Origin of the sequence: Actinoallomurus sp. NPDC052308, from assembly GCF_040679195.1 — a bacterium.
In the GTDB taxonomy this organism is placed as follows: Bacteria; Actinomycetota; Actinomycetes; order Streptosporangiales; family Streptosporangiaceae; genus Actinoallomurus; species Actinoallomurus liliacearum.
In genome coordinates this window covers 64216-88218 of the sequence record NZ_JBFAUM010000026.1, presented here as the reverse complement: position 1 = coordinate 88218, position 24003 = coordinate 64216, and the positions used below count along the sequence as shown (strand labels likewise).

Annotated in this window: 24 protein-coding genes and 1 riboswitch; of the genes, 20 read left to right on the top strand and 4 right to left on the bottom strand. The window is 73.9% G+C overall.

The features are described 5' to 3' along the window. Positions 1–17: 17 nt before the first annotated feature. From AB0L00_RS37220 to manA, 7 genes are all read left to right on the top strand, one after another. Positions 18–1055 (top strand): LacI family DNA-binding transcriptional regulator, encoded by a 1038-nt coding sequence (locus tag AB0L00_RS37220; RefSeq protein ID WP_364442113.1) that lies wholly within the window; start codon positions 18–20, stop codon positions 1053–1055. Positions 1056–1180: 125 nt separating this feature from the next. Then, positions 1181–2494 carry a sugar ABC transporter substrate-binding protein gene (locus AB0L00_RS37215; RefSeq protein WP_364442112.1) on the top strand — a complete coding sequence of 438 codons (1314 nt, stop codon included), beginning with the start codon at positions 1181–1183 and terminating at the stop codon, positions 2492–2494. A 3-nt stretch (positions 2495–2497) separates the two neighbouring features. Beyond that, the gene (locus AB0L00_RS37210; protein ID WP_364442110.1) at positions 2498–3466 is read left to right on the top strand and encodes a sugar ABC transporter permease; all 969 of its coding nucleotides are present in this window, start codon (positions 2498–2500) and stop codon (positions 3464–3466) included. After that, complete coding sequence (locus AB0L00_RS37205; RefSeq protein WP_364442109.1) at positions 3459–4301, top strand: carbohydrate ABC transporter permease; 843 nt, start codon at positions 3459–3461, stop codon at positions 4299–4301. Before AB0L00_RS37210 ends, AB0L00_RS37205 begins: the two co-directional genes overlap by 8 nt. Before the next feature lie 33 nt (positions 4302–4334). Then, complete coding sequence (locus AB0L00_RS37200; protein ID WP_364442107.1) at positions 4335–6227, top strand: cellulase family glycosylhydrolase; 1893 nt, start codon at positions 4335–4337, stop codon at positions 6225–6227. Then, the gene (locus tag AB0L00_RS37195; RefSeq protein ID WP_364442106.1) at positions 6224–7195 is read left to right on the top strand and encodes an ROK family protein; all 972 of its coding nucleotides are present in this window, start codon (positions 6224–6226) and stop codon (positions 7193–7195) included. The genes AB0L00_RS37200 and AB0L00_RS37195 overlap by 4 nt, the downstream gene beginning before the upstream one ends. 2 nt (positions 7196–7197) lie before the next feature. After that, positions 7198–8310: a mannose-6-phosphate isomerase, class I gene (manA, locus tag AB0L00_RS37190; protein WP_364442105.1), complete on the top strand. Its 1113-nt coding sequence runs from the start codon at positions 7198–7200 to the stop codon at positions 8308–8310. Positions 8311–8453: 143 nt separating this feature from the next. Here manA and AB0L00_RS37185 read toward each other — a convergent pair whose 3' ends face one another. The 3 genes from AB0L00_RS37185 to AB0L00_RS37175 form a co-directional block, all read right to left on the bottom strand. Then, entirely contained in the window at positions 8454–9488 is a 1035-nt protein-coding gene (locus AB0L00_RS37185; RefSeq protein ID WP_364442103.1) for an alpha/beta hydrolase-fold protein, read from the bottom strand. A gap of 134 nt (positions 9489–9622) precedes the next feature. Then, complete coding sequence (locus AB0L00_RS37180; protein ID WP_345362809.1) at positions 9623–9733, bottom strand: DUF397 domain-containing protein; 111 nt, start codon at positions 9731–9733, stop codon at positions 9623–9625. Between the two features lie 27 nt (positions 9734–9760). After that, positions 9761–10651: a helix-turn-helix transcriptional regulator gene (locus AB0L00_RS37175; RefSeq protein WP_345362812.1), complete on the bottom strand. Its 891-nt coding sequence runs from the start codon at positions 10649–10651 to the stop codon at positions 9761–9763. 320 nt (positions 10652–10971) lie between these two features. Here AB0L00_RS37175 and AB0L00_RS37170 point away from each other — a divergent pair, with 320 nt between their 5' ends. Together AB0L00_RS37170 and AB0L00_RS37165 are read left to right on the top strand one after the other, a co-directional pair. Continuing rightward, positions 10972–11241: a hypothetical protein gene (locus AB0L00_RS37170; protein WP_345362815.1), complete on the top strand. Its 270-nt coding sequence runs from the start codon at positions 10972–10974 to the stop codon at positions 11239–11241. A gap of 332 nt (positions 11242–11573) precedes the next feature. Beyond that, on the top strand, positions 11574–11849 hold the full coding sequence (locus AB0L00_RS37165; protein WP_364442142.1) for a DUF6504 family protein: 276 nt from the start codon (positions 11574–11576) through the stop codon (positions 11847–11849). A 54-nt stretch (positions 11850–11903) separates the two neighbouring features. On the opposite strand, the gene AB0L00_RS37160 is transcribed toward AB0L00_RS37165, so the two are convergent. Next, on the bottom strand, positions 11904–12932 hold the full coding sequence (locus AB0L00_RS37160; RefSeq protein WP_364442101.1) for an LLM class F420-dependent oxidoreductase: 1029 nt from the start codon (positions 12930–12932) through the stop codon (positions 11904–11906). Positions 12933–13144: 212 nt separating this feature from the next. Continuing rightward, positions 13145–13267: riboswitch (cobalamin riboswitch) on the top strand. Positions 13268–13327: 60 nt separating this feature from the next. Between AB0L00_RS37160 and AB0L00_RS37155 the strand changes: the two genes are divergently transcribed. Genes AB0L00_RS37155 through AB0L00_RS37105 form a run of 11 tightly spaced genes read left to right on the top strand, consistent with a single transcriptional unit; the run spans position 13328 to position 23977 of the window. Further along, positions 13328–15442: a putative cobaltochelatase gene (locus tag AB0L00_RS37155; protein WP_364442099.1), complete on the top strand. Its 2115-nt coding sequence runs from the start codon at positions 13328–13330 to the stop codon at positions 15440–15442. Further along, on the top strand, positions 15439–15570 hold the full coding sequence (locus AB0L00_RS37150) for a hypothetical protein (protein ID WP_364442097.1): 132 nt from the start codon (positions 15439–15441) through the stop codon (positions 15568–15570). The genes AB0L00_RS37155 and AB0L00_RS37150 overlap by 4 nt, the downstream gene beginning before the upstream one ends. Position 15571: 1 nt before the next feature. Next, the gene (cobO, locus tag AB0L00_RS37145; protein WP_345362824.1) at positions 15572–16174 is read left to right on the top strand and encodes a cob(I)yrinic acid a,c-diamide adenosyltransferase; all 603 of its coding nucleotides are present in this window, start codon (positions 15572–15574) and stop codon (positions 16172–16174) included. Positions 16175–16208: 34 nt separating this feature from the next. Next, on the top strand, positions 16209–17630 hold the full coding sequence (locus AB0L00_RS37140) for a cobyrinate a,c-diamide synthase (RefSeq protein WP_364442141.1): 1422 nt from the start codon (positions 16209–16211) through the stop codon (positions 17628–17630). Then, complete coding sequence (locus tag AB0L00_RS37135) at positions 17627–18163, top strand: GNAT family protein (protein ID WP_364442096.1); 537 nt, start codon at positions 17627–17629, stop codon at positions 18161–18163. The genes AB0L00_RS37140 and AB0L00_RS37135 overlap by 4 nt, the downstream gene beginning before the upstream one ends. Next, positions 18160–18909, top strand: coding sequence for a precorrin-2 C(20)-methyltransferase (gene cobI / locus AB0L00_RS37130; protein WP_364442095.1), 750 nt, complete (start codon positions 18160–18162; stop codon positions 18907–18909). Before AB0L00_RS37135 ends, cobI begins: the two co-directional genes overlap by 4 nt. After that, positions 18906–19700: a precorrin-4 C(11)-methyltransferase gene (cobM, locus tag AB0L00_RS37125; RefSeq protein WP_345362830.1), complete on the top strand. Its 795-nt coding sequence runs from the start codon at positions 18906–18908 to the stop codon at positions 19698–19700. The genes cobI and cobM overlap by 4 nt, the downstream gene beginning before the upstream one ends. A gap of 8 nt (positions 19701–19708) precedes the next feature. Continuing rightward, a complete protein-coding gene (locus AB0L00_RS37120) occupies positions 19709–20866 on the top strand; it encodes a cobalt-precorrin-5B (C(1))-methyltransferase (RefSeq protein ID WP_364442094.1) in 1158 nt (385 codons plus the stop codon). Further along, positions 20863–22041 (top strand): precorrin-6y C5,15-methyltransferase (decarboxylating) subunit CbiE, encoded by a 1179-nt coding sequence (cbiE, locus tag AB0L00_RS37115; RefSeq protein WP_364442093.1) that lies wholly within the window; start codon positions 20863–20865, stop codon positions 22039–22041. Before AB0L00_RS37120 ends, cbiE begins: the two co-directional genes overlap by 4 nt. Continuing rightward, positions 22038–23786, top strand: coding sequence for a precorrin-3B C(17)-methyltransferase (cobJ, locus tag AB0L00_RS37110; protein ID WP_364442092.1), 1749 nt, complete (start codon positions 22038–22040; stop codon positions 23784–23786). The genes cbiE and cobJ overlap by 4 nt, the downstream gene beginning before the upstream one ends. Then, positions 23777–23977: a 4Fe-4S binding protein gene (locus AB0L00_RS37105; RefSeq protein ID WP_364442091.1), complete on the top strand. Its 201-nt coding sequence runs from the start codon at positions 23777–23779 to the stop codon at positions 23975–23977. The genes cobJ and AB0L00_RS37105 overlap by 10 nt, the downstream gene beginning before the upstream one ends. Positions 23978–24003: the final 26 nt, after the last annotated feature.

The following is a 24003-nucleotide window of genomic DNA, read 5'->3' as shown; positions in this document are numbered from 1 at the left end:
TTTGGCAAGAGGTGGGGATGAAGCGTCCGACGATCGCCGACATCGCACGCCGGGCGGGCGTCACCAAGAGCACCGTCTCGTTCGCGCTGAACGACCGGCCCGGTGTGTCCGCGGCGACGCGCGACCGCATCCTGGCCATCGCCCGGGAGATGGGGTGGCAGCCGAGCCGCGCGGCCCGCGCCCTGTCCGGCGGCCGGGCGGGTGTGCTCGGCCTGGTGGTGGACCGGCCGGCGCGGACGCTGGGGATCGAGCCGTTCTTCGTGCAGCTCATCGCCGGCATCGAGAGCGAGCTGGCCGCGCGTGACGTCGCGCTCCTGCTGCAGATGGTCGAGGACCGCGGGGCGCAGCCGGCGACCTACCGCCGGTGGTGGGCTGAGCGCCGCGTGGACGGGGTGTTCCTCGTCGACCTGCGGCTGGAGGACGAGCGGGTCGGGCTGCTGGCCGAGCTGGGGCTGCCCGCGGTCGTCGTCGGGGGCCCGGAGGGGTGCGGCGGGCTGCCCGCCGTCTGGAACGACGAGGCCGAGGCCGTACGGTCCGTGGTGGAGTACCTCGCGGCGCTCGGCCACCGGCGGATCGCCCGGGTCACCGGGCCGCCGGAGCTGCGGCACACGGCCGCGCGCGGCACCGCGTTCGCGGCCGCGGCCGGCGCGCTGGGCGTGACGACGATCGAGGCGGCCACCGACTACACCGGCGAGGAGGGGGCGCGCGCCACGCGCCGGCTGCTCGCCGCGTCCGCCCCGCCGACCGCCATCGTGTACGACAACGACGTGATGGCCCTGGCCGGACTGGCCGTCGCCGCCGAGATGGGGGTGCCGGTGCCCGGCCGGCTGTCCGTCGTCGCTTGGGACGACTCGGTGCTCTGCCGGCTGGTCCACCCGCCGCTGACCGCGGTCGGGCTCGACATCTCCTCCTACGGCGCGGAGGTGGCGCGCCGCCTGCTCGACCTGGTCGCCGGGCGGCCGGTCGAGAGCGGCTGCCACGCCATGCCGGTCCTGACCCCCCGGGGCAGCACCGGGTCCGTCCCCTCAGGGACGGTTGACGCAAAACCGGTTTAGTGTTCCTATCGGTAGAACGGATTTCCAAAGTCGCCGGAGAAACACCGGGGGCCGGGCCGTACCCGGTCCTCGGCCGGTCTGCGCTCGACCGGATGCCACTCCTGACGGCCGATGGGAGTTCACAAGTGAAGGCACGCCGAATCACGGCGCTCGTCACGGGCGCCCTCATGGTCATGGCCGCCGCCGGTTGCGGAGGCGGCGGCGGTGACAAGTCCTCCCCGAAGACGCTGACCTACTGGGCCAGCAACCAGGGCCGCTCCATCCAGCAGGACCAGCGGGTGCTCGGCCCCGAGCTGAAGAAGTTCGAGCAGCGGACCGGGATCAAGGTCAAGCTGGAGGTGATCGGCTGGCCCGATCTGCTCAACCGCATCCTCGCCGCGACCTCCAGCGGCAAGGGCCCCGACGTCCTCAACGTCGGCAACACCTGGTCCGCCTCGCTGCAGGCCACCGGGGCGTTCCAGGCGTTCGACGACGCGACCATCGCCAAGGTCGGCGGCCGGGGCCGCTTCATCCCCTCCACGCTCACGTCGACGGGGGCCGCAGGGAAGCCGCCGGCGTTCGTCCCGCTGTACGGCCTGGCGTACGGCCTGTTCTACAACAAGAAGCTCTTCGCGGACGCGGGACTCAAGCAGCCGCCGCGGACCTGGCAGGAGCTCGTCACCGACGCGAAGAAGCTCACCGACCCGGCGAAGAAGCGGTACGGCGTCGGCATCGAGGGCGCGAGCTACACCGAGGCCGCGCACTTCGCCTTCATGTTCGGCGCGCAGTACGGCGCCCGGCTCTTCCAGGGCGGGCAGCCGGGATTCGCGTCCCCGGGGATGGTGGCCGGCGTCCGGCAGTACCTGGACCTGCTGGGTACCGACAAGGTGGTCGACCCGGCCGACGCGGAGTACCTCAACGACGACCAGGTCCTCAAGGACTTCGTGAACGGCCGGTTCGGCATGATGATGATCCAGAGCTTCGCCACCGCCGGGGTCGCCGAGAACGGCATGAAGCAGTCCGACTACGGCGTCACGCCGATCCCGCTGCCCGATCCGCTGCCGCAGGGCGGCCGCCGGGTCACCAGCCACGTCGCGGGCATCAACGTCGGCGTGTTCAAGAACTCCGGGAACAAGGACGGCGCGCTGAAGCTCGTCGAGTTCCTGACCAGCCCGGAGGAGCAGAAGATCCTCAACGCGGCGTGGGGGAGCCTGCCGGTGGTCCCGCAGGCGTACGACGATCCGAGATTCCAGACGCCCGCGACCCGCACGTTCCGCGCCGTGCTGGCGAACTCCGCCGAGACCCTGCCGATGATCCCGCAGGAGGCCGAGTTCGAGACCCTCGTCGGCAACGCCGTCAAGGGCCTGATCGCCGACGCCGCCGCGGGCCGCCCCGTGGACGACGCGACGATCCACGCGAAGCTCGCCGACGCCGACAAGAAGATGCAGGCGGGCGGCTGACGGGTGACTCGGACGGTTTCGGCCCCCGGGAGCGCGCCCGCGCGCGCTTCCGGGCGGCCCGCACCCAGGCGCCGGCGTCGCGTCAAGGCGCTGCCGTACCTCCTGCTGCTGCCCGCCCTCGTCGCCGAACTGGTCATCCACATCGTCCCGATGCTGGTCGGGGCGTGGATGAGCCTGCTGCACCTCACCCAGTTCTTCATCCGTAACTGGACGCAGGCGCCGTACGGCGGGCTGGCCAACTACCGGATCGCGGTGAACGCGCACGGGCCCGTCGGCAAGGACCTGCTGCAGTCGTTCCTCGTCACGTTGGCGATCACGGCCGTGGTCGTCGGCTGCTCGTGGCTGTTCGGGATCGTCGCCGCCGTGCTGCTCCAGCGCCCCTTCCGGGGCCGGGCGGCGCTGCGGACGCTGTTCCTCGTCCCGTACGCGCTGCCGGTGTTCACGGCGGTCATCACCTGGCGGTTCATGTTCCAGCGAGACACCGGCATGGTGAACGCCCTGCTGTCCGACGAGCTGAAGCTCGCGCACGGCCACCCGTTCTGGCTGCTCGGCGACCGCAGCTTCGCGGCCGTGGTGATCATCGCGGTCTGGCGGATGTGGCCGTTCGCGTTCCTCACCGTCACGGCGGGGCTGCAGGGCATCCCCGGCGAGCTGTACGAGGCGGCGGCCATCGACGGCGCCGGCTCGCTGCGCGTCTTCCGGCGGGTGACGCTGCCGCTGCTGCGGCCGGTCAACCGCGTCCTGCTGCTCGTGCTGTTCCTGTGGACGTTCAACGACTTCAACGTCGCCTACATCCTGTTCGACCAGCCGCCGGCGGCGGCCGACATGATCTCGATCCACATCTACAACGCGTCCTTCATCACCTGGAACTTCGGGCTCGGCTCGGCGATGTCCGTGCTGCTCCTGGTGTTCCTGATGGTGGTCACGCTCGGATACCTCGGAGTCGGACGGCTGAGGAGCCGCCATGCGTGAGTCCCGTACGCTGCGCTGGGCGCGGCCGGTCGTCCTCGGCCTGCTGGCGCTGTTCACCGTGCTGCCGCTGTACGTCATGGCGGTCTCGTCGATCAAGCCGCTGAAGGACGTGCAGGGCCGGTTCACCTGGCTGCCGTCGCACGTGACGGTCCGGCCGTTCGTCGACATGTGGCGCACGGTGCCGCTCGGCCGCTACTTCGTGAACAGCCTGGTCGTCTCGGTCTCGGCGACCGTGCTCTCGGTGGCGATCGCGATCCTCGCCGGGTACGCCGTCAGCCGGTACCGCTTCGCCGGGCGCGGCACCTTCCTGACCGCCGTGCTGTCGACCCAGATGTTCCCCGGCATCCTGTTCCTGCTGCCACTCTTCCTGATCTTCGTCAACGTCGAGAAGTACACCGGCGTCCGGCTGTACGGCAGCCGGACCGGCCTGACCGTCACCTATCTGACGTTCGCGCTGCCGTTCTCCATCTGGCTGATCGCGGGGTACTTCGACACCATCCCCCGCGAGCTCGACGAGGCGGCGCGCGTCGACGGCGCCGGCCCGCTGCGGACGCTGCTGCGGGTGGTGCTGCCCGTGGCCGCGCCCGGCGTGGTCGCGGTGGCGATCTACGCGTTCATGACGGCCTGGGGGGAGGTGCTGTTCGCCTCGGTGCTGACCGACGACTCCACCCGGACGCTCGCCGTCGGCCTGCGCGGCTACGCCACCCAGGCGAACGTCTACTGGAACCAGGTGATGGCCGCCTCGCTGGTCATCAGCCTGCCCGTGGTGGTCGGGTTCCTCGCCCTGCAGCGCTTCCTCGTCCACGGGCTCACCGCGGGCGCCGTCAAGTCCTGACCACCGAAAGGCCTCGAGCCGGAAAGGTCCTCAATGCGACGCGACTTCCGCAAGCTGCCCGGCCCGGCGTGGCTCGGCGCGAACTACTGGTCCCGGACCGGCGGCCCGCTGATGTGGCGGTCGTACGATCCCGGGATCGTCCGCGACGAGCTGCGCGTCCTGTCCGAACACGGCCTGAACGTCACCCGGTCGTTCTTCTACTGGCCCGACTTCATGCCCGAGCCCGACCGCGTCGACGCGACGCTCGTCGAGCGGTACACCGACTTCCTCGAGGCGCACGCCGAACGAGGGATGCGGACGATCCCGACCTTCATTGTCGGCCACATGTCGGGGGAGAACTGGGACCCCGCCTGGCGGCAGGGCCGGGACCTGTACGCGGACGTGTGGATGGTGGCCCGGCAGGCCTGGTTCGCCGAGCAGATGGCCCGGCGGTTCACCGGCCATCCCGCGATCGCCGGCTGGCTGATCACCAACGAGATGCCCATCTACGGCGGGACCGCCCCGGCCGACCGGGTGACGAGCTGGGCACAGCTCATGGTGCAGGCCGTCCGCGCCGCCGGGGCGCGGGAACCGGTCTCCATCGGCGACGGCGCCTGGGGCGTCGAGGTCACCGGCGTCGACAACGGGTTCTCCGTCCGCGCGCTCGCCGGGCTCACCGACTTCGTGGGCCCGCACGTCTACCGGATGGAGGACGACCTGGTCCGGCAGCACTACGGCGCGGCGTTCGTCTGCGAGCTGGCCGGGTCGTTCGGGCGGCCGGTCGTGCTGGAGGAGTTCGGCTGCTCGTCCGACTTCGTCGCCGATGACAACGCCGCGCACTACTACCGGCAACTGCTCTACAACAGCCTGCTGGCCGGGGCGACCGGCTGGATCGCCTGGAACAACACCGACTTCGACCTGCCCGACCAGCCGCCGTACCGGCACCACCCGTTCGAGCTGCACTTCGGGCTGACGACCGCCGACGGCACGCCGAAGCCGGTCCTGCGGGAGATGCGGGACTTCGCCGCCACGCTCGCCGGGCTCGACCTGGCGTCCTGCGCGCGGGCGGACACCGACACCGCCCTGGTGGTGCCGGAGGTGCTGGAGGGCGCCTTCCCGTTCACCGAGCCCGACGACCGGACGTACGTCTTCGACACCCTCCGGCAGGCGTACGTCGCGGCCCGCGCGGCCGACCTGGCGCCCGGCCTCACCCGGGAGTCCGACGGCATCGCCGGCGACGCCCGGCTCTACCTCGTGCCGTCGGCCAAGCAGCTCACCGCGCCCGGCTGGCGCCGCCTCGAGGAGCTGGCGCGCGGCGGCGCGGTCGTGTACGTCTCCTACTCGGCGGGACCGCACGGCCGGCAGCGTGGGCCGTGGTACTCCGACCTGAACGCCATGTTCGGCGTCGAGCACCGGCTGACGTACGGGCTGACCGACCCGATCGAGGACGACGTCGTCGAGTTCACCCTCACCGCCGGCCTGGGCCCGCTCAAGGAGGGCGCCACTCTGGCGTTCCGCGCCGGGGGGACCGAGCACAGCCGCGCCTACCTGCCGGTCCGGCCGACGACGGCGGAGGTCGTCGCGGTCGACGGCCACGGCCGGCCCGCGCTGCTGCGCCGGCGCTGCGGCGACGGGTGGATCGTGCTGTGCGTCTACCCGCTGGAGCACATGGCGGCCGTCACGCCCCGGGTGAACCCCGAGCCGACGTACCGGATCTACGACGCGCTGGCGGAGCTGGCCGACGTGCGCCGGCCCGTACGGGTCGAGGACCCGCGCGTGTCGGCCGACGTCCTGGTCCGCGCCGACGGGACGCGGTTCGCCGTGCTGGTCGGCCAGGCGGACACCGAACTCGCGGTGCGTCCGCTCACGGCCGACAACGGCGGTGCCGGGGATGAAGAGATCACGCTGGGGCCGTATGGTGTGCGCGTGCTGGAGCTGCGAAATTGACCGGCGTCGTTCCCGCGACCGCCGCGGACACGACAGGGGCGGTCCCGGGCGGACCGCCCGTGCCCGCCGTCCTCGCCGTCGACATCGGCGGCACCAAGCTCGCCGCCGCGCTCGTCGAGCCGGACGGCCGGCTGCGCGGGCACGCCATCCGCCCGACCCCGGCCGGGGACACCGAGACGATCTTCGCCGCCCTGGCCGCCGTCGTCGGCGAGGCCATGGGCGGCGAGACCGTCACCGCGGCGGGGATCGGCTGCGCCGGGCCGCTGGACGCCGTCGCGGGCACGGTCAGCCCGGTGAACATCCCGTCGTGGCGGGGCTTCCCCGTGCGCGACCGGCTCGCCGCCCTGCTCGGCGGGCCGCCCGTGACGCTGGCGAACGACGCGGTGGCCGGTGCGGTCGCGGAGTACCGGCACGGCGCGGGCCGCGGCAGCCGGGCCATGCTGGGAATGGTCGTCTCGACCGGCGTCGGCGGCGGGCTGGTCCTCGACGGGCGGGTGTACGCCGGGCCGACCGGCAACGCGGGGCACATCGGGCACACCGTGGTCGACCTCGGCGGTGAGCCGTGCCCGTGCGGGTCCCGGGGCTGCGTCGAGACGCTGACCTCCGGTCCCGCGATGGTGCGCTGGGCGCTCGGCAACGGCTGGACCCATCCGGCCCCCGACGGCGCCGCCCTCGCGGCCGACGCCCGCGCCGGTGACCCGGTCGCGCTGGCGGCGTTCGAGCGCGCGTGCCGGGGGCTGGGCGCCGGGATCGCGTCCGCCGCCGCGCTGTGCGACCTCGACCGCGTCGTCATCGGCGGCGGCGTGTCCCGCTCCTGGGACGTCCTGGAGCCACCGCTCGTCCGCGCGCTGCGCGACTACGCCGGTCTCGCCTTCGTCCGCCGTGTCACCGTCGTCCCCTCCGAGCTCGGCGGGGAGGCCGGACTGCTCGGCGCCGCCGCCCTCGCCCACGACCCGGAGCTGGTCTGACGATGCACGTGCTGGAGAACCCCGTCCAGGAGTACGCCTGGGGATCGCACACCGTCCTCGCCGACCTCCTCGGCCGGCCGTCGCCCACCGAGCGGCCGCAGGCCGAGCTGTGGATCGGCGCGCATCCCGCCGCGCCGTCACGCCTGCCGGCCGGCGCGTCCCTGGACGAGCACATCGCCGCCGACCCGGAGGGCGCGCTCGGGCCCGCCGCGCTCGCCCGGTTCGGGCCGCGGCTGCCGTTCCTGCTGAAGGTCCTGGCGATCGCCGCGCCGCTGTCCCTGCAGGTTCACCCGGACCGGGAGCAGGCCGAGCGCGGGTACGCCGCCGAGCGGACCCCGCCCGGCGACCCGGCGCGCAACTACAAGGACGACTGGCCCAAGCCGGAGCTGCTGTGCGCGCTGACCGACGTGCACGCCCTGTGCGGGCTGCGCGACCCGGGCGAGAGCGCCGAACTGCTCGGCAAGGTCCCGGCGCTCCGCCCCGTCGCCGACCTGCTCGCGGCCGGGGACGTGCGCGCGGCCGTGCGCACGGTGCTCACCTGGCCGGACGCGGACCGGGTCGTGCCCGAGGCCGTCGCCGTCGCGGGAGAGCCGTACGCCTCGCTCGCCGAGCGCTACCCCGGGGACACGGGCGTCGTCCTCGCGATGCTGCTGAACGAGGTGCGGCTCGCGCCGGGGCAGGCGATGTACGTCCCGCCGCGCGTGCCGCACGCCTACCTGTCCGGGACGGCCGTGGAGCTCATGGCCGGCTCGGACAACGTGCTGCGGGCGGGTCTGACGCCCAAGCACGTCGACGTGCCGGAGCTGCTGAACGTCGCCTCGTTCGACCCCGGACGGCCGGACGTTCTGGACCCCGTCCGCACGGCGGGCGAGGAGGTCTACCCGACGCCCGCGCCGGAGTTCCGGCTGTCCCGCGTCGACGCCGCGGCCGGCGCCGTGCTGCCCGCGGGTGGCCCGCAGCTCCTGCTGTGCACCGAGGGCCGCGTCGAACTGCGCCGCGACGGCGACGCGACGGAGCTGACCCGGGGACGGGCCGCCTTCGCCGAACACCGCGGCGGCCCGATCGAGGTCACCGGATCCGGCACCCTGTTCCGCGCAAGCCTCCCCGAGACCTGACGGGGCGCCCGCCGGCCATCCGGACGGGGGTGCCGCCCCGCCGCAGGCCCGGAGGGCCGCCGGCTCTCCTGATCCCTGGCGATCGTTGCGTCCTATTCGCAGCAGTCGCCAGGGATCTGAGAATCGACCCTGCGGGAGCGGATTCAGGGGCTGAGGCGCTCGGCGAGCCAGGCCAGGGACAGGGGGTAGCGGTACTCGATCGCGCCGTGGCCCGCCTCGAACAGCTCGAAGTGCACGGCGTCGTCCTTCACGCCGGCGGCCTCGACCGCGCGGCGGAAGGCCTGGGCGCCCAGGTCGAGGTGGTACTCGTCCTTGGTGCCCGCGTCGATCCAGACGGCCCGCATCGAGCGCAGCGCCTCGGCGTACTCCGGACGCCGCGGCATCAGCACCGGGTCGCGCTCCAGCCACCGCTCCCAGACCTCGGGGATGACGGCGCCGGTGTCGTCGAAGGGCAGGTGGACGGTGCCGTCCTCGTCGGCGGAGTACGCCGACGAGTAGCCGTAGATCTCGATGAGCGGGAAGTCGGTCTCCTTGGTGCCCGCGAGGTGGCCGCGGAAGTCGGCGAGGAACTTCTCGATCGAGCCGTCGAAGGAGTCGCGCAGCAGGCGGGCGAGCGTGGGGAAGCCCGGGCGGTAGCAGACCTCGAAGAGCGCGTCGCCGGCGTGGGTGGCGAGCGCGCCGAACAGGTCGGGCCGCAGCATCGGTGTGATCATCGCGCCGTAGCCGCCGCTGGACTTGCCGCTGATCCCGCGGTGGTCGCGGTCGGGCAGCGTCCGGTAGTGCGCGTCCACCCACGGCACGATCTCGTCGCACAGGTAGGAGTGGTATCGCCCGGTGGCGGGGGAGTCGAGGTACTGGCTGCCGCCCAGCGCCGTCCAGGCGTCGACGTACACGACGATGACGGGCGGGGCCTCGCCGCGGGCGAAGATCTGGTCGGCCAGCTCGGGGAAGGGCTGCCGCCAGGGCGTGTGGTTGCGCCACATCGGCAGGTACCCGGTGTAGCCCTGGATCACGTAGACGGCGGGGTAGCGGCGGTCGGGCTCGTCGTCGTACCCCGGCGGGACGTACACCCACAGCGGCCGCCGATGCGGGTCGCCGAGGGGGTTGCCGCTCAGCAGTTCGCTGGTGAACTCGTGTTCGTCGATGCGTCCGGCGAGGTCGGCCGACCAGGGCAGCATGCGGTCTCCTTTGCGCGACACGGATGGTGCGACCCTAACCCCGTCTCCCCGACGTCCGCCGACCGCCGTCGGCCCTCGGCGGGCCGTGGGCCGCGGGAGCGGGACTCCCGCGGCCGTCTTCGGGTCGTGCCGGCTCAGTCGTCGGAGGCGTCGCCGAGCACGGCGACCTCGACGCAGTCGGCGTTGTTGGAACTACGGCTGCTCTTCCGCCAGCCGACGTCTATGAGATCGGGGTGGCCACTCATCCCCTGGTCTCCTTCCTGGTGCGTGAATCACCCCCGTGGGTACGGGGACGCATTCTTGAACTCGTCCGCCGTTGCCGTGATGAACTCGGCTGACTCGTCGGGTGGCAACGCGGCGGCCCGCAGATGGTCGAACCAGGTCGTGTGACGGCGGACGTCTTTCTCCTTTTCGAGGAAGATGTTCCCGGCGGGGCAGTCGATGTAGACGACGTCCAGGTCGGTGGGGTCCGGGAAGCCGATGATCGTGAAGGCGCCGTCGACGCCGGGGTGGGCGCCACGGGCGAAGGGCAGCACCTGGATGGTGACGCCCGGCAGTTCGCCGGCCTCGAGCAGCCGCATCAGCTGGGACCGCATCACGGGCACCCCGCCGATCGGCCGGCGCAGCACCGCCTCGTCGAGCACGGCCCACAGCTCCAGCGAGCCGGAATCGCGCAGCATGGCCTGGCGGCGGGTGCGCAGGGCGATGCGCCGGTCGACGTTCTCCGGCGTCTCCCCGGGCCGGCCCGCCTTGATCAACGCGCGGGCGTACTCCTCGGTCTGCAGCAGACCGGGCACCAGATGGGTCTGGAACGTTCGAATCGACGCGGCCGAGGCCTCCAGTCCGATGTAGGTGTCCAGGCCCGCCGACGCGGACAGGACCGCCTCGTACTCGGTCCACCAGCCGCGCTGCTGGGCGTCCTTGGCCAGGCCGAGGAGCTGGTCGCGCTGCGAGCCCTCGGGCAGGCCGTACAGGTCCAGCATGTCGCGTACGTCGCGGATGCGGGCCACGGACTTGCCGGTCTCGATGCGGCTGACGCGCGACATGGAGCACTCCAGGTGCTTCGCGACGTCTTCGATCATGAGGCCGGCGGCCTCCCGGAGTCTGCGCAGTTCCATGCCCAGCCGGCGGCGGCGGACGGTGGGGCTACGGCCATCGGTCATGGGGCACCTCCATGGCGAGCGTCCTGCGCGTATTGCGAGGAGAATGGGGACCGGTGGTGGGCGGCGGTGGCTGGGGCCGAAACCCTCGCCTGGGCCGCGCCAGGGCCGTTGAACTGTGCACGGGTGATGCCGAATCCGTCTGATCTATTGGTCCGAAAATACTTGCACGTAAAACGGGGGCAGGACATCCTGACAGGGAAAGTCACTCACCGTTGCCATCTGGGCACCTTTTGCCACCGGATAGGCACCTTACCTGGTTAACGTCCTAGGGCGTACCCCTTCCTGTCGTATCGTCCAAAGCGCGAGAGGGGTGGCATCCCATGGCCGCCACTTCCGGACCCGGGACCGGGCCGCGGCGCCGCCACCTGGAGGCGCTCGCCCGTGAAGTCGAGGCGCGCGGCCTGCAAGGGCTCCTGACCGAGGATCTGATGCTGCGCGTCGTGGACCCGGCCAGCGGGCGCGGACTGCTGGTGGTCGCCATGCCGATGTCCCGGATCCGATGGTCCTTCCTGTGGGCCGGCGGCGGCCAGGCCGACGCCGACGACCCCGCCCGCGCCGCCGAGCTGATCGCACGGACCCTCGGCCGCTGACGCCGCCGCGCTGACGCCGGGCGCTGATGCCAGGCGCTGACGCCGCCCTGGCTTCGCGGTCGAAGGGGGCGCCGTTTCCCGGGTTGGCGTGTCGTCGAGGAGGCTCAGCGCTTCCCGGCCGGGCTCGCGGCCGGGACGCCGCCTGCCGCGACGCCACCCACCTGCTGCGACGCGGCACCGAGGCCTTGACTATCATGTCGAACATATGTTCGAATCTATCGCCTGCCTTCCCCCAGGTTCACTCCTTGTCACCGATCCGAGAGGTGGGCGGCCCGCGTGGGCGGAGCGAGCGATGGACCCGAGAGGTGTACGGACGCGCCGGGTCGCGGGCGATGAGCCGGGTGTACGGCGACCCCGTCGAGGTCTGGCTCACCGACGGCAGGCCCTCCCGCTTCGTCTGGCGCGGTCGGCTCTACACGGTCCTGCGGGTGCTGGACCGCTGGGTCACCACCCGCGACTGGTGGCACGAACGCCATCCCGAGGCCCCGGAAGGCGGCGAGCGCGAGTTCTGGCGCGTCGAGGCGACCCCGGACCGGACGGTCGGGGTGTACGAACTGCGCCACGACCAGGCGACCGGCACGTGGATGCTGTCCCGCGCCTGGAGCTGACGGACCCGCGCGCCCGGCTCGACCCGGCGGGTCGCCGGGCGGGTGGGCGGTCGGTCAGGGCTGTACGAGGTCGCGGATCGCCTTGAGGGTCGGCTCGTCCTTGACGCCGGCGATGAGGAGCGTGGTCACGGGGGACTCCTGCCAGAGCCGGAGCCGCTCCCTGATGCGCCCGATCGGGCCGAGGAGGGAGATCGAGTCGGCCAGCTCGTCCGGCACCGCCGTGACCGCCTCGTCGCGCCGGCCCGCCAGGAACAGCTCCTGCACCCGCGCGGCCTCCTCGGCGTACCCGAGGCGTCCGATCAGGTCCAGGTGGAAGTTGCGGTCCCTGGCCCCCATGCCGCCGATGTAGAAGGCCAGCGGGATCTTGGCGAACTCCAGCGCGGCCGCCAGGTCGTCGGTGACGATCGTCGTCACGGTGGCGGCGATGTCGAAGCCTTCGCGGCGGCCGGCCAGTGAGGCGCCGAAGACCGTCTCGATCTGCGTGGGGTCGACGAAGAGGGGCAGCCAGCCGTCGGCGATCTCGGCGGCGAGGGCGATGTTCTTCGGGCCTTCCGCGCCGAGGTAGACCGGGATGTCCGGGCGCACCGGGTGGACGATCGACTTGAGCGGCTTGCCGAGGCCGGTCACCCGGCCCGGCGCGTACGCGGAGGCCGGCAGCGGCAGCGGGTAGTGCGGGCCGGCGGAGGTGACCGGCTCCGCGCGCCGCCACACCTCCCGCAGGATCCGGACGTACTCGCGGGTGCGCTCCAGCGGGCGGGCGAACGGCACGCCGTACCAGCCCTCCACCACCTGCGGGCCCGACGCGCCGATGCCGAGGGTGAGCCGGCCGCCGGACAGCGCGTCGAGGGTCAGGGCGTGCATGGCGGTGGCGGCGGGCGTGCGGGCGGACATCTGGGCCACCGCGGTGCCCAGCTTGATGCGCGAGGTCCGCGCGGCGTACCAGGTGAGCGTGGTGAAGGCGTCCGAGCCGTACGCCTCGGCGGTGTAGACGTACTCGTAGCCGAGCCGCTCGGCGGCGAGCACCGTCTCGGTCGCGTCCTCTGGATTCCGTTGCCAGTAGCCGACGTTGATGCCGAGCCTCATCCGCACGCCTCCCAGCCCGAAAATAGAACAGGTTCTATTCAAGCAGATCGCCGCTCTCCCGGCAGCGTCCGGCCGTCCCGCGATAACGTGCACCCGCCGTGCGCCCGGCCGCGGCGGCCCTGTCATCCCGTGCGCCGGATCACGGACGACGGCCGTACCTGCGGTGTCGCGCGTCAGGCCGGATATGTCATGCTGTCCTCCGGCGGTACGCGGAGGAACCCGGTGCGAATCCGGGGCTGTCGCGCAACTGTGACCGGGAAGTCCTTCCTCGGGTGTTGGCCACGGCGTGAGCCGGAAGGCCGAGGACGGGCGGTGATCCGGGAGCCAGGAGACTCCGGCCGCCGATTGCCAGGCCACCTACGGGCGCGTTAACCCGAGGAAAGGACGACCACCGGGTGAACACCTATCCGTTCTCCGCCGTCACCGGGATGGCGGACCTCAAGCTCGCCCTCCTGATCAACGCGGTCTCCCCGGCCGTCGGCGGAGTGCTGGTCCGGGGCGAGAAGGGCACCGCGAAGTCCACCATCGTGCGGGCGCTCGCCGCGCTGCTGCCGGAGGTCGCGGTGGTGACGGACTGCCGGTTCTCCTGTGACCCCGACGCGCCCGACCCGCGGTGCCCCGACGGGCCGCACGGCGACGGGGCGGGCGGGCAGGTGCGGCCCGCCCGGCTCGTGGAGCTGCCGATCGGCGCCGCCGAGGACCGCCTGACCGGCTCGCTCGACCTCGAACGCGCCCTCACCGAGGGCGTCCAGGCCTACCAGCCCGGCCTGCTGGCCGCCGCGCACCGCGGCGTGCTGTACGTCGACGAGGTCAACCTGCTGCACGACCACCTCGTCGACCTGCTCCTCGACGCGGCCGCGATGGGCCACTCCTACGTCGAGCGTGAGGGCGTCTCCGTCCGGCACGCCTCGCGGTTCCTGCTCGTCGGCACGATGAACCCCGAAGAGGGCGAGCTGCGGCCGCAGCTGCTCGACCGGTTCGGGCTGACGGTGGAGGTGGCCGCCACCCGCGACCCGGAGGAGCGGGCCGAGGTCGTGCGTCGCCGCCTGGCGTACGAGGCCGACCCGGCGGGGTTCGCGGCCGACTGGGCGCGCGCCGAGACCGAGCTGGCCTGGCGGATCGAACAGGCCCGCGCCCGGCTGCCCGACGTCGTCCTGCCCGACGGCGCGCTGCGGCAGATCACGGCGGTGTGCGCGGCGTTCGAGGTGGACGGGCTGCGGGCCGACATCGTGATGGCGCGCGCCGCGATGGCCCTCGCCGCCTGGCACGACCGTACGGTCGTCACCGCGGACGACGTGCGCGTCGCCGCCCGTCTCGCCCTCCCGCACCGGCGCCGCCGCGACCCCTTCGACGCGCCCGGCCTCGACGAGGACAAACTCGACGAGGTCCTGGAGAACACCGGCGGCTACGACTCCGCGGAGCCGCAGGATCCCGGGTTCGGCGAGGACACGGCGCCCGACCTCGTCCCCGAGCAGAGCACCGGGCCGGACCCGAAGTCGGCCCCGGAGACGGACGCGAAGCCGGACTCGGGAACGGACCCCGAAGACCCCGACCCCGACGACCCCGGACCGGACGGACCCGGCGGCGGACCGGACGGACCCGGCGACCCGGCCGGGCCGGGAGACGGGGCGCCGGTCGACATCGAGCAGGCCCTGTCCGGCGAGGAGTCCGGCGAGGGCTCCGGGAAGCGCGCCCGGGGGGACTCCCCGGAGCCGGCGCCCGCCGACGCGGTGTACCGGACGCGGGTCTTCACCGTCCCCGGCCTCGGCGAAGGCGCGCCCGGCCGCCGCTCGCGGGCCCGGACGCCGTACGGCCGGACGACCGGCGCGCGGCCGGGCACGCGTTCGGTCCACCTGACCGCGACCCTCCTCGCGGCGGCCCCGCACCAGCGCGCCCGCGGCCGCTCCGGTCCCGGGCTCGTCGTCCGCTCCGACGACCTGCGCGAGCGGGTCCGGGAGGGCCGGGAGGGCAACCTGGTGCTGTTCGTCGTGGACGCCAGCGGCTCGATGGCCGCCCGGCAGCGGATGCGCGCCGTCAAGGGCGCCGTGCTCAGCCTCCTCCTCGACGCCTACCAGCGTCGCGACAAGGTCGGTCTGATCACCTTCCGCGGCACGTCCGCCGAGCTGGCGCTGCCGCCGACCTCCTCCGTCGAGGCCGGGGCGCGCCGCCTCGAGACGCTGCCCACCGGCGGCCGTACTCCGCTGGCCGCCGGCCTGCTTCGCGCGGCCGACCTGCTGCGCGCCGAACGCCTGCGCGACCCCGCGCGCCGCCCCCTGCTCGTCCTGGTGACCGACGGGCGGGCCACGCACGGCTCGCCGGCCGACGCGCTGCGCGCCGCCGACCTGCTGCGCGGTGTCACCTCCGTCGTGGTCGACTGCGAGCGCGGCCCGGTGCGCCTCGGGCTCGCGGGCGGGATCGCCGCCCGGCTCGGCGCCGAGGCCGTGCGCCTGGAGGAGCTGGCCGCCGACGCCCTCACCGGCGTCGTCCACGACCACCGGGCCGCGGCGTGACCCGCCTCCCCGCCGTCGCCGTGACCGGCTTCGCCACCGTCGCCGTGACCGGTCTCCCCGGCGTCGCCGTGACCCGCCGCGCCACCGTCGCCGTGACCTCGCTCCGCCACTGTTCCGGGAAGGACTGACATGCCGCAGGGAAAACCGTCGCAGGTGCCCGACGACGGGCTCACCACTCGGCAGCGCCGCAACCGGCCCCTCGTCGTCGTCCACACGGGGCCGGGCAAGGGCAAGTCGACCGCGGCCTTCGGACTGGCCCTGCGCGGCTGGAACCAGGGCTGGCCGATCGGCGTGTTCCAGTTCGTCAAGTCCGCGAAGTGGCGCATCGGCGAGGAACGGGCGCTGCGGGTGCTCGGCGAGTCCGGCGAGGGCGGCCCGGTCGACTGGCACAAGATGGGTGAGGGCTGGTCGTGGATCCAGCGGCCCGGCACGGAGGAGGACCACGCCGCGGACGCCCGCGAGGGCTGGGAGCAGATCAAACGCGACCTCGCCGCCGAGACCTACACGCTGTACGTGCTGGACGAGTTCACCTATCCGATGAAGTGGGGCTGGGTGGACGTCGAGGACGTGATCGCGACGTTGCGGGACCGGCCGGGGTACCAGCACGTCGTCATCACCGGCCGCGACGCCGACCCGCGGCTGGTGGAGGTCGCCGACCTCGTCACCGAGATGGGCAAGGTAAAGCACCCCATGGACGCGGGCCAGAAGGGCCAGAAGGGCATCGAGTGGTGAGCCCATTCCCGACGACAGGGCCGGCCCGGTGAGGATGCCGAGACTCGTCGTCGCCGCCCCCGCCTCCGGGAGCGGGAAGACGACGGTGGCGACCGGGCTGATGGCCGCGCTGACCGCCGGCGGGCTGGCCGTCTCGCCGCACAAGGTCGGGCCGGACTACATCGACCCGGGCTACCACACGCTCGCGGCCGGGCGGCCGGGCCGCAACCTCGACCCCTGGCTGACCTCCGAGGACCTCGTCGCGCCGCTGTTCCTGCACGGCGCGCGCGGCGCGGACGTCGCCGTCGTCGAGGGCGTGATGGGGCTGTTCGACGGAGCCGAGGCCGCCGGGGGCGGGTTCGCCTCGACGGCGCACGTGGCCCGGCTGCTGGAGGCGCCCGTCGTCCTCGTCGTGGACGCCTCGTCGGCGGGCCGCTCGATCGCCGCGCTCGTCCACGGGTTCATCACCTACGACTCCACGGTGCGGATCGGCGGCGTGATCCTCAACCGGGTCGGCTCGGAGCGGCACGAGCGGATCTGCCGCGCGGCGATCGAGGAGACCGGGCTGCCGGTGTTCGGGGTGCTGCGGCGTGACGCGGACGTCGCCACCCCGTCGCGTCACCTCGGTCTCATCCCGGCCGCCGAGCGCCGTGCCGAGGCCGTACGCACCGTCGAGCGCCTGGGCGCGCTCGTCGAGGAGTCCTGCGACCTTCGCGGCCTGCTCGCGCTTGCCCACGGCGCCCCGCCGATCGACGCCCGCCCCTGGGACCCGGCCGCGCAGATCGACGCCCGCCTCCGGGACCCGGCCGCGCCGGCGGACCGCGCGGAGGGCGCCGCGCGGCTCGGGGAACCGGAGGGCGCCGACCGGCCCCTGGAACGGACCGAGGGCCCCGCGCGTCCGGTGGTGGCGGTGGCGGGCGGACCGGCGTTCACGTTCGGGTACGCCGAGAACGACGAACTGCTGAGCGCGGCCGGGGCGCAGGTCGTACCGTTCGACCCGCTGCGCGACGAGGCGCTCCCGGAGGGCACGCGCGGCGTCGTGATCGGCGGCGGCTTCCCCGAGATGTACGCGGCGGAGCTGGCGGCCAATGAGCCGTTGCGCCGGCAGGTCGCCGCGTTCGACGGCCCGATCTACGCCGAGTGCGCCGGCCTGCTCTACCTCGCCCGCACCCTCGAAGGGGCGCCGATGTGCGGGGTCCTCGACGCGGAGGCGCGCATGACCGGCCGGCTCACGCTCGGCTACCGGGAGGCGGTGGCGTTGCGCGACTCGCCGGTGGCGCGGGCGGGCGAACGCTTCCGCGGCCACGAGTTCCACCGTACGGCGGTGCGCCCCGGGCCGGGCGCCGAGCCCGCCTGGCGGTGGCCGGGCGCCGATCCGGAGGGATTCGCCGGGCGCCTGCGACTTGCCTCCTACCTTCATCTCCATTGGGCTGGTAGTCCGGAGATGGCGAGCCGTTTCGTGGGAGTGTGCCGATGACCTTCGACCAGGGTGTGCTGCTGGAGAGCCAGCGGCTGCTGCTCCGCCCGTTCGAGGAGGGCGACGCCGCCGACGTCCTCGCGGCGAGCCACGACCCGGAGATCCTGCGCTGGATGGCGTGGGCGCCCGCCCAGACCGCCGAGACGGCGCTGGCCTGGTGCCTGACCGACTCCCACGTCGATCCGATCCACGGGATCAACTTCGCCATCGTCGGCGGCGACCGGTTCGCCGGCACCGTCGGCCTGAGCCGTACGGACTGGACGGACGGCCGCGTCGAGGTCGGCTACTGGATCGCGCCGTGGGCGCGGCGCAAGGGGTACGCCGTCGAGGCGACGCGCGCCGCCGCCGCGTACGCCTTCCAGAAGGGACTCCACCGGGTCGAGCTGCTGGCCGCCGTAGGCAACCGCGCCTCCCAGGCCGTCGCGGCGAAGGCCGGCTTCACCCGGGAGTGCGTGCTCCGCGAGGCCACCCTCACCCCGGCCGGTCGGGTCGACGCCGTGCTGTTCAGCCTGCTGGAGAGCGAGCTCACGTGAACACTGACAAGCGGCTGATCGGCGTCGGTGTCGGGCCGGGCGACCCCGAGCTCGTCACCGTCCGCGCGGTCCGGATCCTGCGCGAGGCCGACGTCGTGCTCGTCCCGGTGATGGCGCTCGACGAGCCCGGCCGCGCCGAGTCCGTCGTACGCGCGTACACCGACAGGGCCGAGCGCGTCGTCTTCGCGCTCAACGACCGCGGCGGGCGCAGCGAGCGGCGTGTGGGCGCGTGGGACGCCGCCGCGCGCCGGGTCGTCGAGGCGTTCGCCGGCGGCGCGCGGACGGTGGCGTTCGCGACGATCGGCGATCCGAACGTCTACTCCACCTTCACCTACCTGGCCCGGACCGTACGCGACCGGGAGCCGGGCGTGGAGGTCGAGACCGTGCCGGGCGTCACCGCCATGCAGGACCTCGCCGCGCGGTCGGGGACGGTCCTGACCGAGGGCGACGAGTCGCTGTGCCTCCTGCCGCTGACGGGCGGCACGGGACGTCTGCGCACGGCCCTGGAGACCTGCGGCACCGTCGTCGCGTACAAGTTCGGCCGGGTCGCGGACGAGACCCTGGCGGCCGTACGGGACGCCGGCCGGCTCGACGACGCGGTGTACGGCGCGCGGCTCGGCCTGCCCGACGAGGACGTGCGCGCGGCGAAGGGACTCGAGGGGCCGGTCCCGTACCTGTCGACGCTGATCGTGCCCGGCCGCCGGACCGTCACCGGCGGCAAGCTGAACGGGGGGAAGACCTCATGAGTGGACGCGTGGTGTTCGTGGGGGCGGGGCCGGGCGCGGCGGACCTGCTGACGTTCCGGGCCGCGAAGGCGATCGCCGAGGCGGACGTGGTGATCTGGGCCGCCAGCCTGGTCCACGAGGACGTGCTCCAGCACGCCCGCCCGGACGCGGAGATCGTCGACTCGGCGCGGCTGCCCATGGAGGGCGTGCTGCCGTACTACGAGCGCGCCGCCGCCGAGGGGCTGACCGTGGCGCGGATCCACTCCGGCGACCCGGCCCTGTGGGGCGCGCTGCAGGAGCAGCTCGACCGCTGCCGCGCCCTCGGCCTGGACACCGAGGTGGTGCCGGGCGTGTCGAGCTTCTCGGCCGTCGCCGCCGCCGTCGAGCGGGAGCTGACCATCCCGGAGGTCGCCCAGTCGGTGATCCTCACCCGCCTCGGCGGGGGGAAGACGCCGATGCCGCCGGGGGAGGAGGTGCGGGAGTTCGCCCGGCACGGCACGACGATGGCGCTGTTCCTGTCGGCGGCGCGCTCGAAACAGCTCCAGGATGAGCTCCTCGAGGGCGGCTACCCGCCGGACACGCCGTGCGTGGTCGCCTACCAGTGCACCTGGCCGGACGAGCTGATCGTGCGGTGCCGCCTGGACGCCCTGGAGGAGACGGTCAAGGCGCACAAGCTGTGGAAGCACACCCTCGTGCTGGTCGGCGCGGCGCTGGCGGCCGGCGGCACGCGGTCGCACCTGTACCACCCGGGCCACTTCCACGGCCACCGGCGGGCGGACCGTACGGCGCGCCGGGCGCTGCGGGGCGGCTGAAGCGGACGATGACCACACCGTACGAGCCCGACATGCCGCGGACCATGAAGGTCCGCGGCAAGGCGCTGCGCACCGGCTGGACGACCGGCACCTGCGCCTCGGCGGCGGCCAAGGCCGCAGCGGAGGCGCTGGCCACGGGCACCGCGCCGGAGGTCGTCGAGGTGGCGCTGCCGTCGGGCCGGCGGGTGACGTTCGCGGTGGACTCCTGCGCGCTCGGGGAGGGGCGCGCCGAGGCGGTCGTGGTCAAGGACGCCGGGGACGACCCGGACGTCACGCATGGCGCCCACCTGACCGCCACCGTCTCCTGGCGGAACGAGCCGGGCATCGAGCTGGACGGCGGCGTCGGGGTCGGGGTCGTCACCAAGCCGGGCCTCGGCCTGGAGGTCGGCGGCCCGGCGATCAACCCGGTGCCCCGGCGGATGATCGAGCAGGCGGTGGGCGAGTCGGTGGACGTGGACGCCCGGGGCGTACGCGTCGTCATCTCGGTGCCCGAGGGGGAGAAGATGGCGCGCAAGACCACGAACAGGCGGCTCGGCATCCTCGGCGGCATCTCGATCCTGGGCACGACGGGCGTGGTCCGGCCGTTCTCGACGGCGTCGTGGCGGGCGAGCGTCGAGCAGGCGGTCTCGGTGCTGGCCGCGCAGGGGGAGAGAACGCTGGTCCTGTGCACCGGCGGCCGTACCGAGCAGGGCGCGATGAAGCTGCTGCCCAAACTGCCCGACGTGTGCTTCGTCGAGGTCGGCGACTTCACCGGCGCCGCCCTGCGCAGGGCCGTGGAGCACGGCGTCACGCAGGTGGTGTTCGTCGGAATGGCCGGCAAGCTGACCAAGCTCGCGTCCGGCGTGCTGATGACGCACTACACCCGGTCCAAGGTCGACACCGCGCTGCTCGGGGAGATCACCAGGGACATGGGCGGCTCGGCGGACCTGGCCGCGCGCGTCGCGGAGGCCAACACCGCCCGCCACGCGTACGAGCTGTGGGAGGAGGCGGGGCTGCTCGGCCGCGCCGGCCGCGAGCTGTGCCGCCGCGTCGCCGGGGTGCTGGAACACTTCGCCGAGGACCAGGCGGCCCAGGTGCCCGGCGCGAGCGGGATCGCGGCGCAGGTCGTGCTGGTCGACTTCACCGGCAAGCGGATGATCGCGATGTACGGGCGGCTCGCCCGATGATCACCGTGGTGGGCTGCGACGGCTCTCCGCTGTCGCAGGAGGCGATGGACCGGCTCCAGGCCGCCTCTCTGGTGGTCGGCGGCCGGCGGCACCTGGAGTCCGTACGCCCGCCGGAGCGGGCCCGCCGCATCGTGCTCGGCGACGTGCCGGCGGCGCTGGCGGACATCGATGCGGCGGAGGGCGACGTCGTCGTGCTGGCCAGCGGCGACCCGGCGTTCTTCGGCATCCTGCGGGCGCTGCGCGGGCGCGGTCACGCCCCGGAGGTGCTGCCCGCCGTGTCCTCGGTGGCCACCGCGTTCGCGCGGATCGGCCTGCCCTGGGACGACGCGGTGGTGGTGAGCGCGCACGGCCGCGACCCGCGCACCGCCCTCAACGCGTGCCGGGCACTGCCCAAGGTCGCCGTCCTGACCTCCCCGGCCTGTGGCCCCGGCGAGCTCGGGGCCGAGCTCGCCGGCTGGGACCGGACCCTCTGGGTGGCCGAGCGTCTCGGCGGTCCCGGCGAGCGCGTCGTCCGCCGTACGCCGGCCGAGGCCGCGGCCGGCGACTGGGCCGACCCGAACGTCGTGGTCGTCCTCGACGAGGACCGGCTCGCGGCCGCCGCCCGCGTGCACGACCAGCCCGCCGCGCCGCCCGACGGCTGGGCGCACGCGGACGACTCCTACGCGCACCGCGCCGGGATGATCACCAAGTGGGAGGTGCGGGCCGTCGTGCTGTCCCGCCTGCGGCCCACGCTCGGCAGGCTCATCTGGGACGTCGGCGCGGGCAGCGGCTCGGTCGGCATCGAGTGCGCCGAGCACCACGCGGCCGTCATCGCGATCGAGCGGGACCCGGCGGCCTGCGAGCTGATCCGCCGCAACGCCCGCTCCTCCGGCGTACGGGTCGTCGCGGGCGCCGCGCCCGAGGCGTACGACGGGCTGCCCGACCCCGACGCGGTGTTCGTCGGCGGCGGCGGCCTCGACGCGCTCGGCGGTGCGCTCGCGCGCCGTCCCGAGACGGTCGTGGCGACGTTCGCGGCGGTCGACCGGGCGGCGGCCGCGCGGCGGCTGCTGGCCGACGCCGCCTATGCGGTCGAGGGCGTACAGCTGGCGGCGTCGCGGTTCGCCGACCTGCCCGGCGGGTCGTTCCGGCTGGAGGCGCAGAATCCGGTGTTCGTGCTGACGGGGAGGTCGCGGTGACGGAGACGATGGGGCGGATCGGTGTCGTCGCGGCGACCGCGAGCGGCCGGACCGCGGCCGAGACGCTGCGCGCGGCCTGGCCGGACGAGGTCCGCGTCCTGACCGCAGACAAGGCCGGCGACGCGCTCCGCGAGGCGTGGCGGACCTGCGACGCGATCGTGAGCCTCCTCGCCGTCGGCGCGACGGTCCGGGTGCTCGCGCCGCTGCTCGGCCACAAGACCACCGACCCCGCGGTCGTCTGCGTGGACGAGTCGATGGCGTTCGCCGTCGCCGTCCTCGGCGGCCACCACGGCGGCAACCTGCTCGCCCACCGGCTGACCGGGGTGCTCGGCTGCACGCCGGTGGTGACCACCGCCAGCGACCGGAGCAACGTCACCCCGCTCGACTCCTACGGCGCCGACCTCGGCTTCACCGTGCACGACCCCACCGTGCTCGCGCACGTCGGCGCGGCCGTGCTGTCCGGCGAGCCGGTGCGGATCGAGGGCGCCGAGGACTGGCCGCTGCCCCCGCTGCCGCCCAACGTCACCTCCGCCGCCGAGGACGCCGCGCACCGCATTCTCGTCACCGACCACGCCGCCATGGACTGCATGTGCCACGACGGGTGGTTCGGCGGCGCGCTCGTCTACCGGCCGAAGTCCCTCGTCGTCGGCGTCGGCTCGGCGCGCGGCGTGTCCGCCGAGGAGGTCGGGACGCTCGTCGACCAGGCCCTGGCCGCCGCCGCGCTGGACCCCGCGTCCGTACGGTGCCTGGCGACCGTGGACCTCAAGGCCGACGAGGAGGGCATTCTCCAGGCGGCCGCGGCACGCGGCTGGGAGGTCGTCACCTACCCGGCCGAGGCGCTCGCCGCCGTCGCCGTGCCCAACCCCTCCGAGGTGGTCCGCGCCGAGGTCGGCACGCCCAGCGTCGCCGAGGCCGCCGCGCTGCACGGCGCGCGGACGCACGGCCGGGACGCCGAACTCGTCGTCGAGAAGCGCAAGTCCGCCAACGCCACGGCCGCCGTCGCCCGGCTCGCCCCGCGCGGCCGGCTCGCCATCATCGGGCTCGGGCCCGGCGCGCGGGACCTGCTCACGCCGCGCGCGATCGCCGCGCTGCAGCGGGCGTCCGTCGTCGTCGGCCTCGACCAGTACCTCGACCAGGTCCGCGACCTCATCCGGCCCGGCACGCGCGTCATCGCCTCCGGCCTCGGCCAGGAGGAGGAACGCGCCCGCACCGCGGTCGCCGAGGCGTCGGCCGGCCGCGCGGTCGCGCTCGTCGGCTCCGGCGACGCCGGGGTGTACGCCATGGCCAGCCCGGCGCTGGAGTTCGCCGACGCGGACATCGACGTCGACGGCGTCCCCGGCGTCACGGCCGCGGTGGCCGCGTCGAACCTGCTCGGCGCCCCGCTCGGCCACGACCACGCCTACATCTCCCTGTCCGACCTGCACACCCCCTGGGAGGTCATCGAACGCCGCGTCACCGCCGCCGCCGAGGGCGACTTCACGGTCTGCTTCTACAACCCGCGCAGCCGCGCCCGTGACTGGCAACTGCCGAAGGCCCTCGCGATTCTCGCCGCGCACCGCCCGCCGGAGACCCCGGTCGGGTACGTCCGCAACGCCACCCGCCCCGACCAGACCGTGACGCTGACGACCCTCGCCGAGCTGGACCCGGCGCGGATCGACATGTTCACTGTCGTCATCGTCGGCTCCAGCCGCAGCCGCGCGGTCGCCGGCCGGTTCGTCACCCCGCGCGGGTACCGATGGGCCTGACCGTGCGCGTCACCGGACGCTGCCAGGGCTGCGGAGCCTGCCTGCTCACCTGCCCCGAACACGCCATCCGCCCGCACGCCGGGTGGGCCGCGCACGGCGGCGACCCGCTGCGGGTCCTGCCCGAACGGTGCACCGGATGCGGCGAATGCGCCGAGATCTGCCCGGTCGACGCCATCGAGGAACTCCCGTGACCCGGCGCACCGGCCGGGTCGGCGGG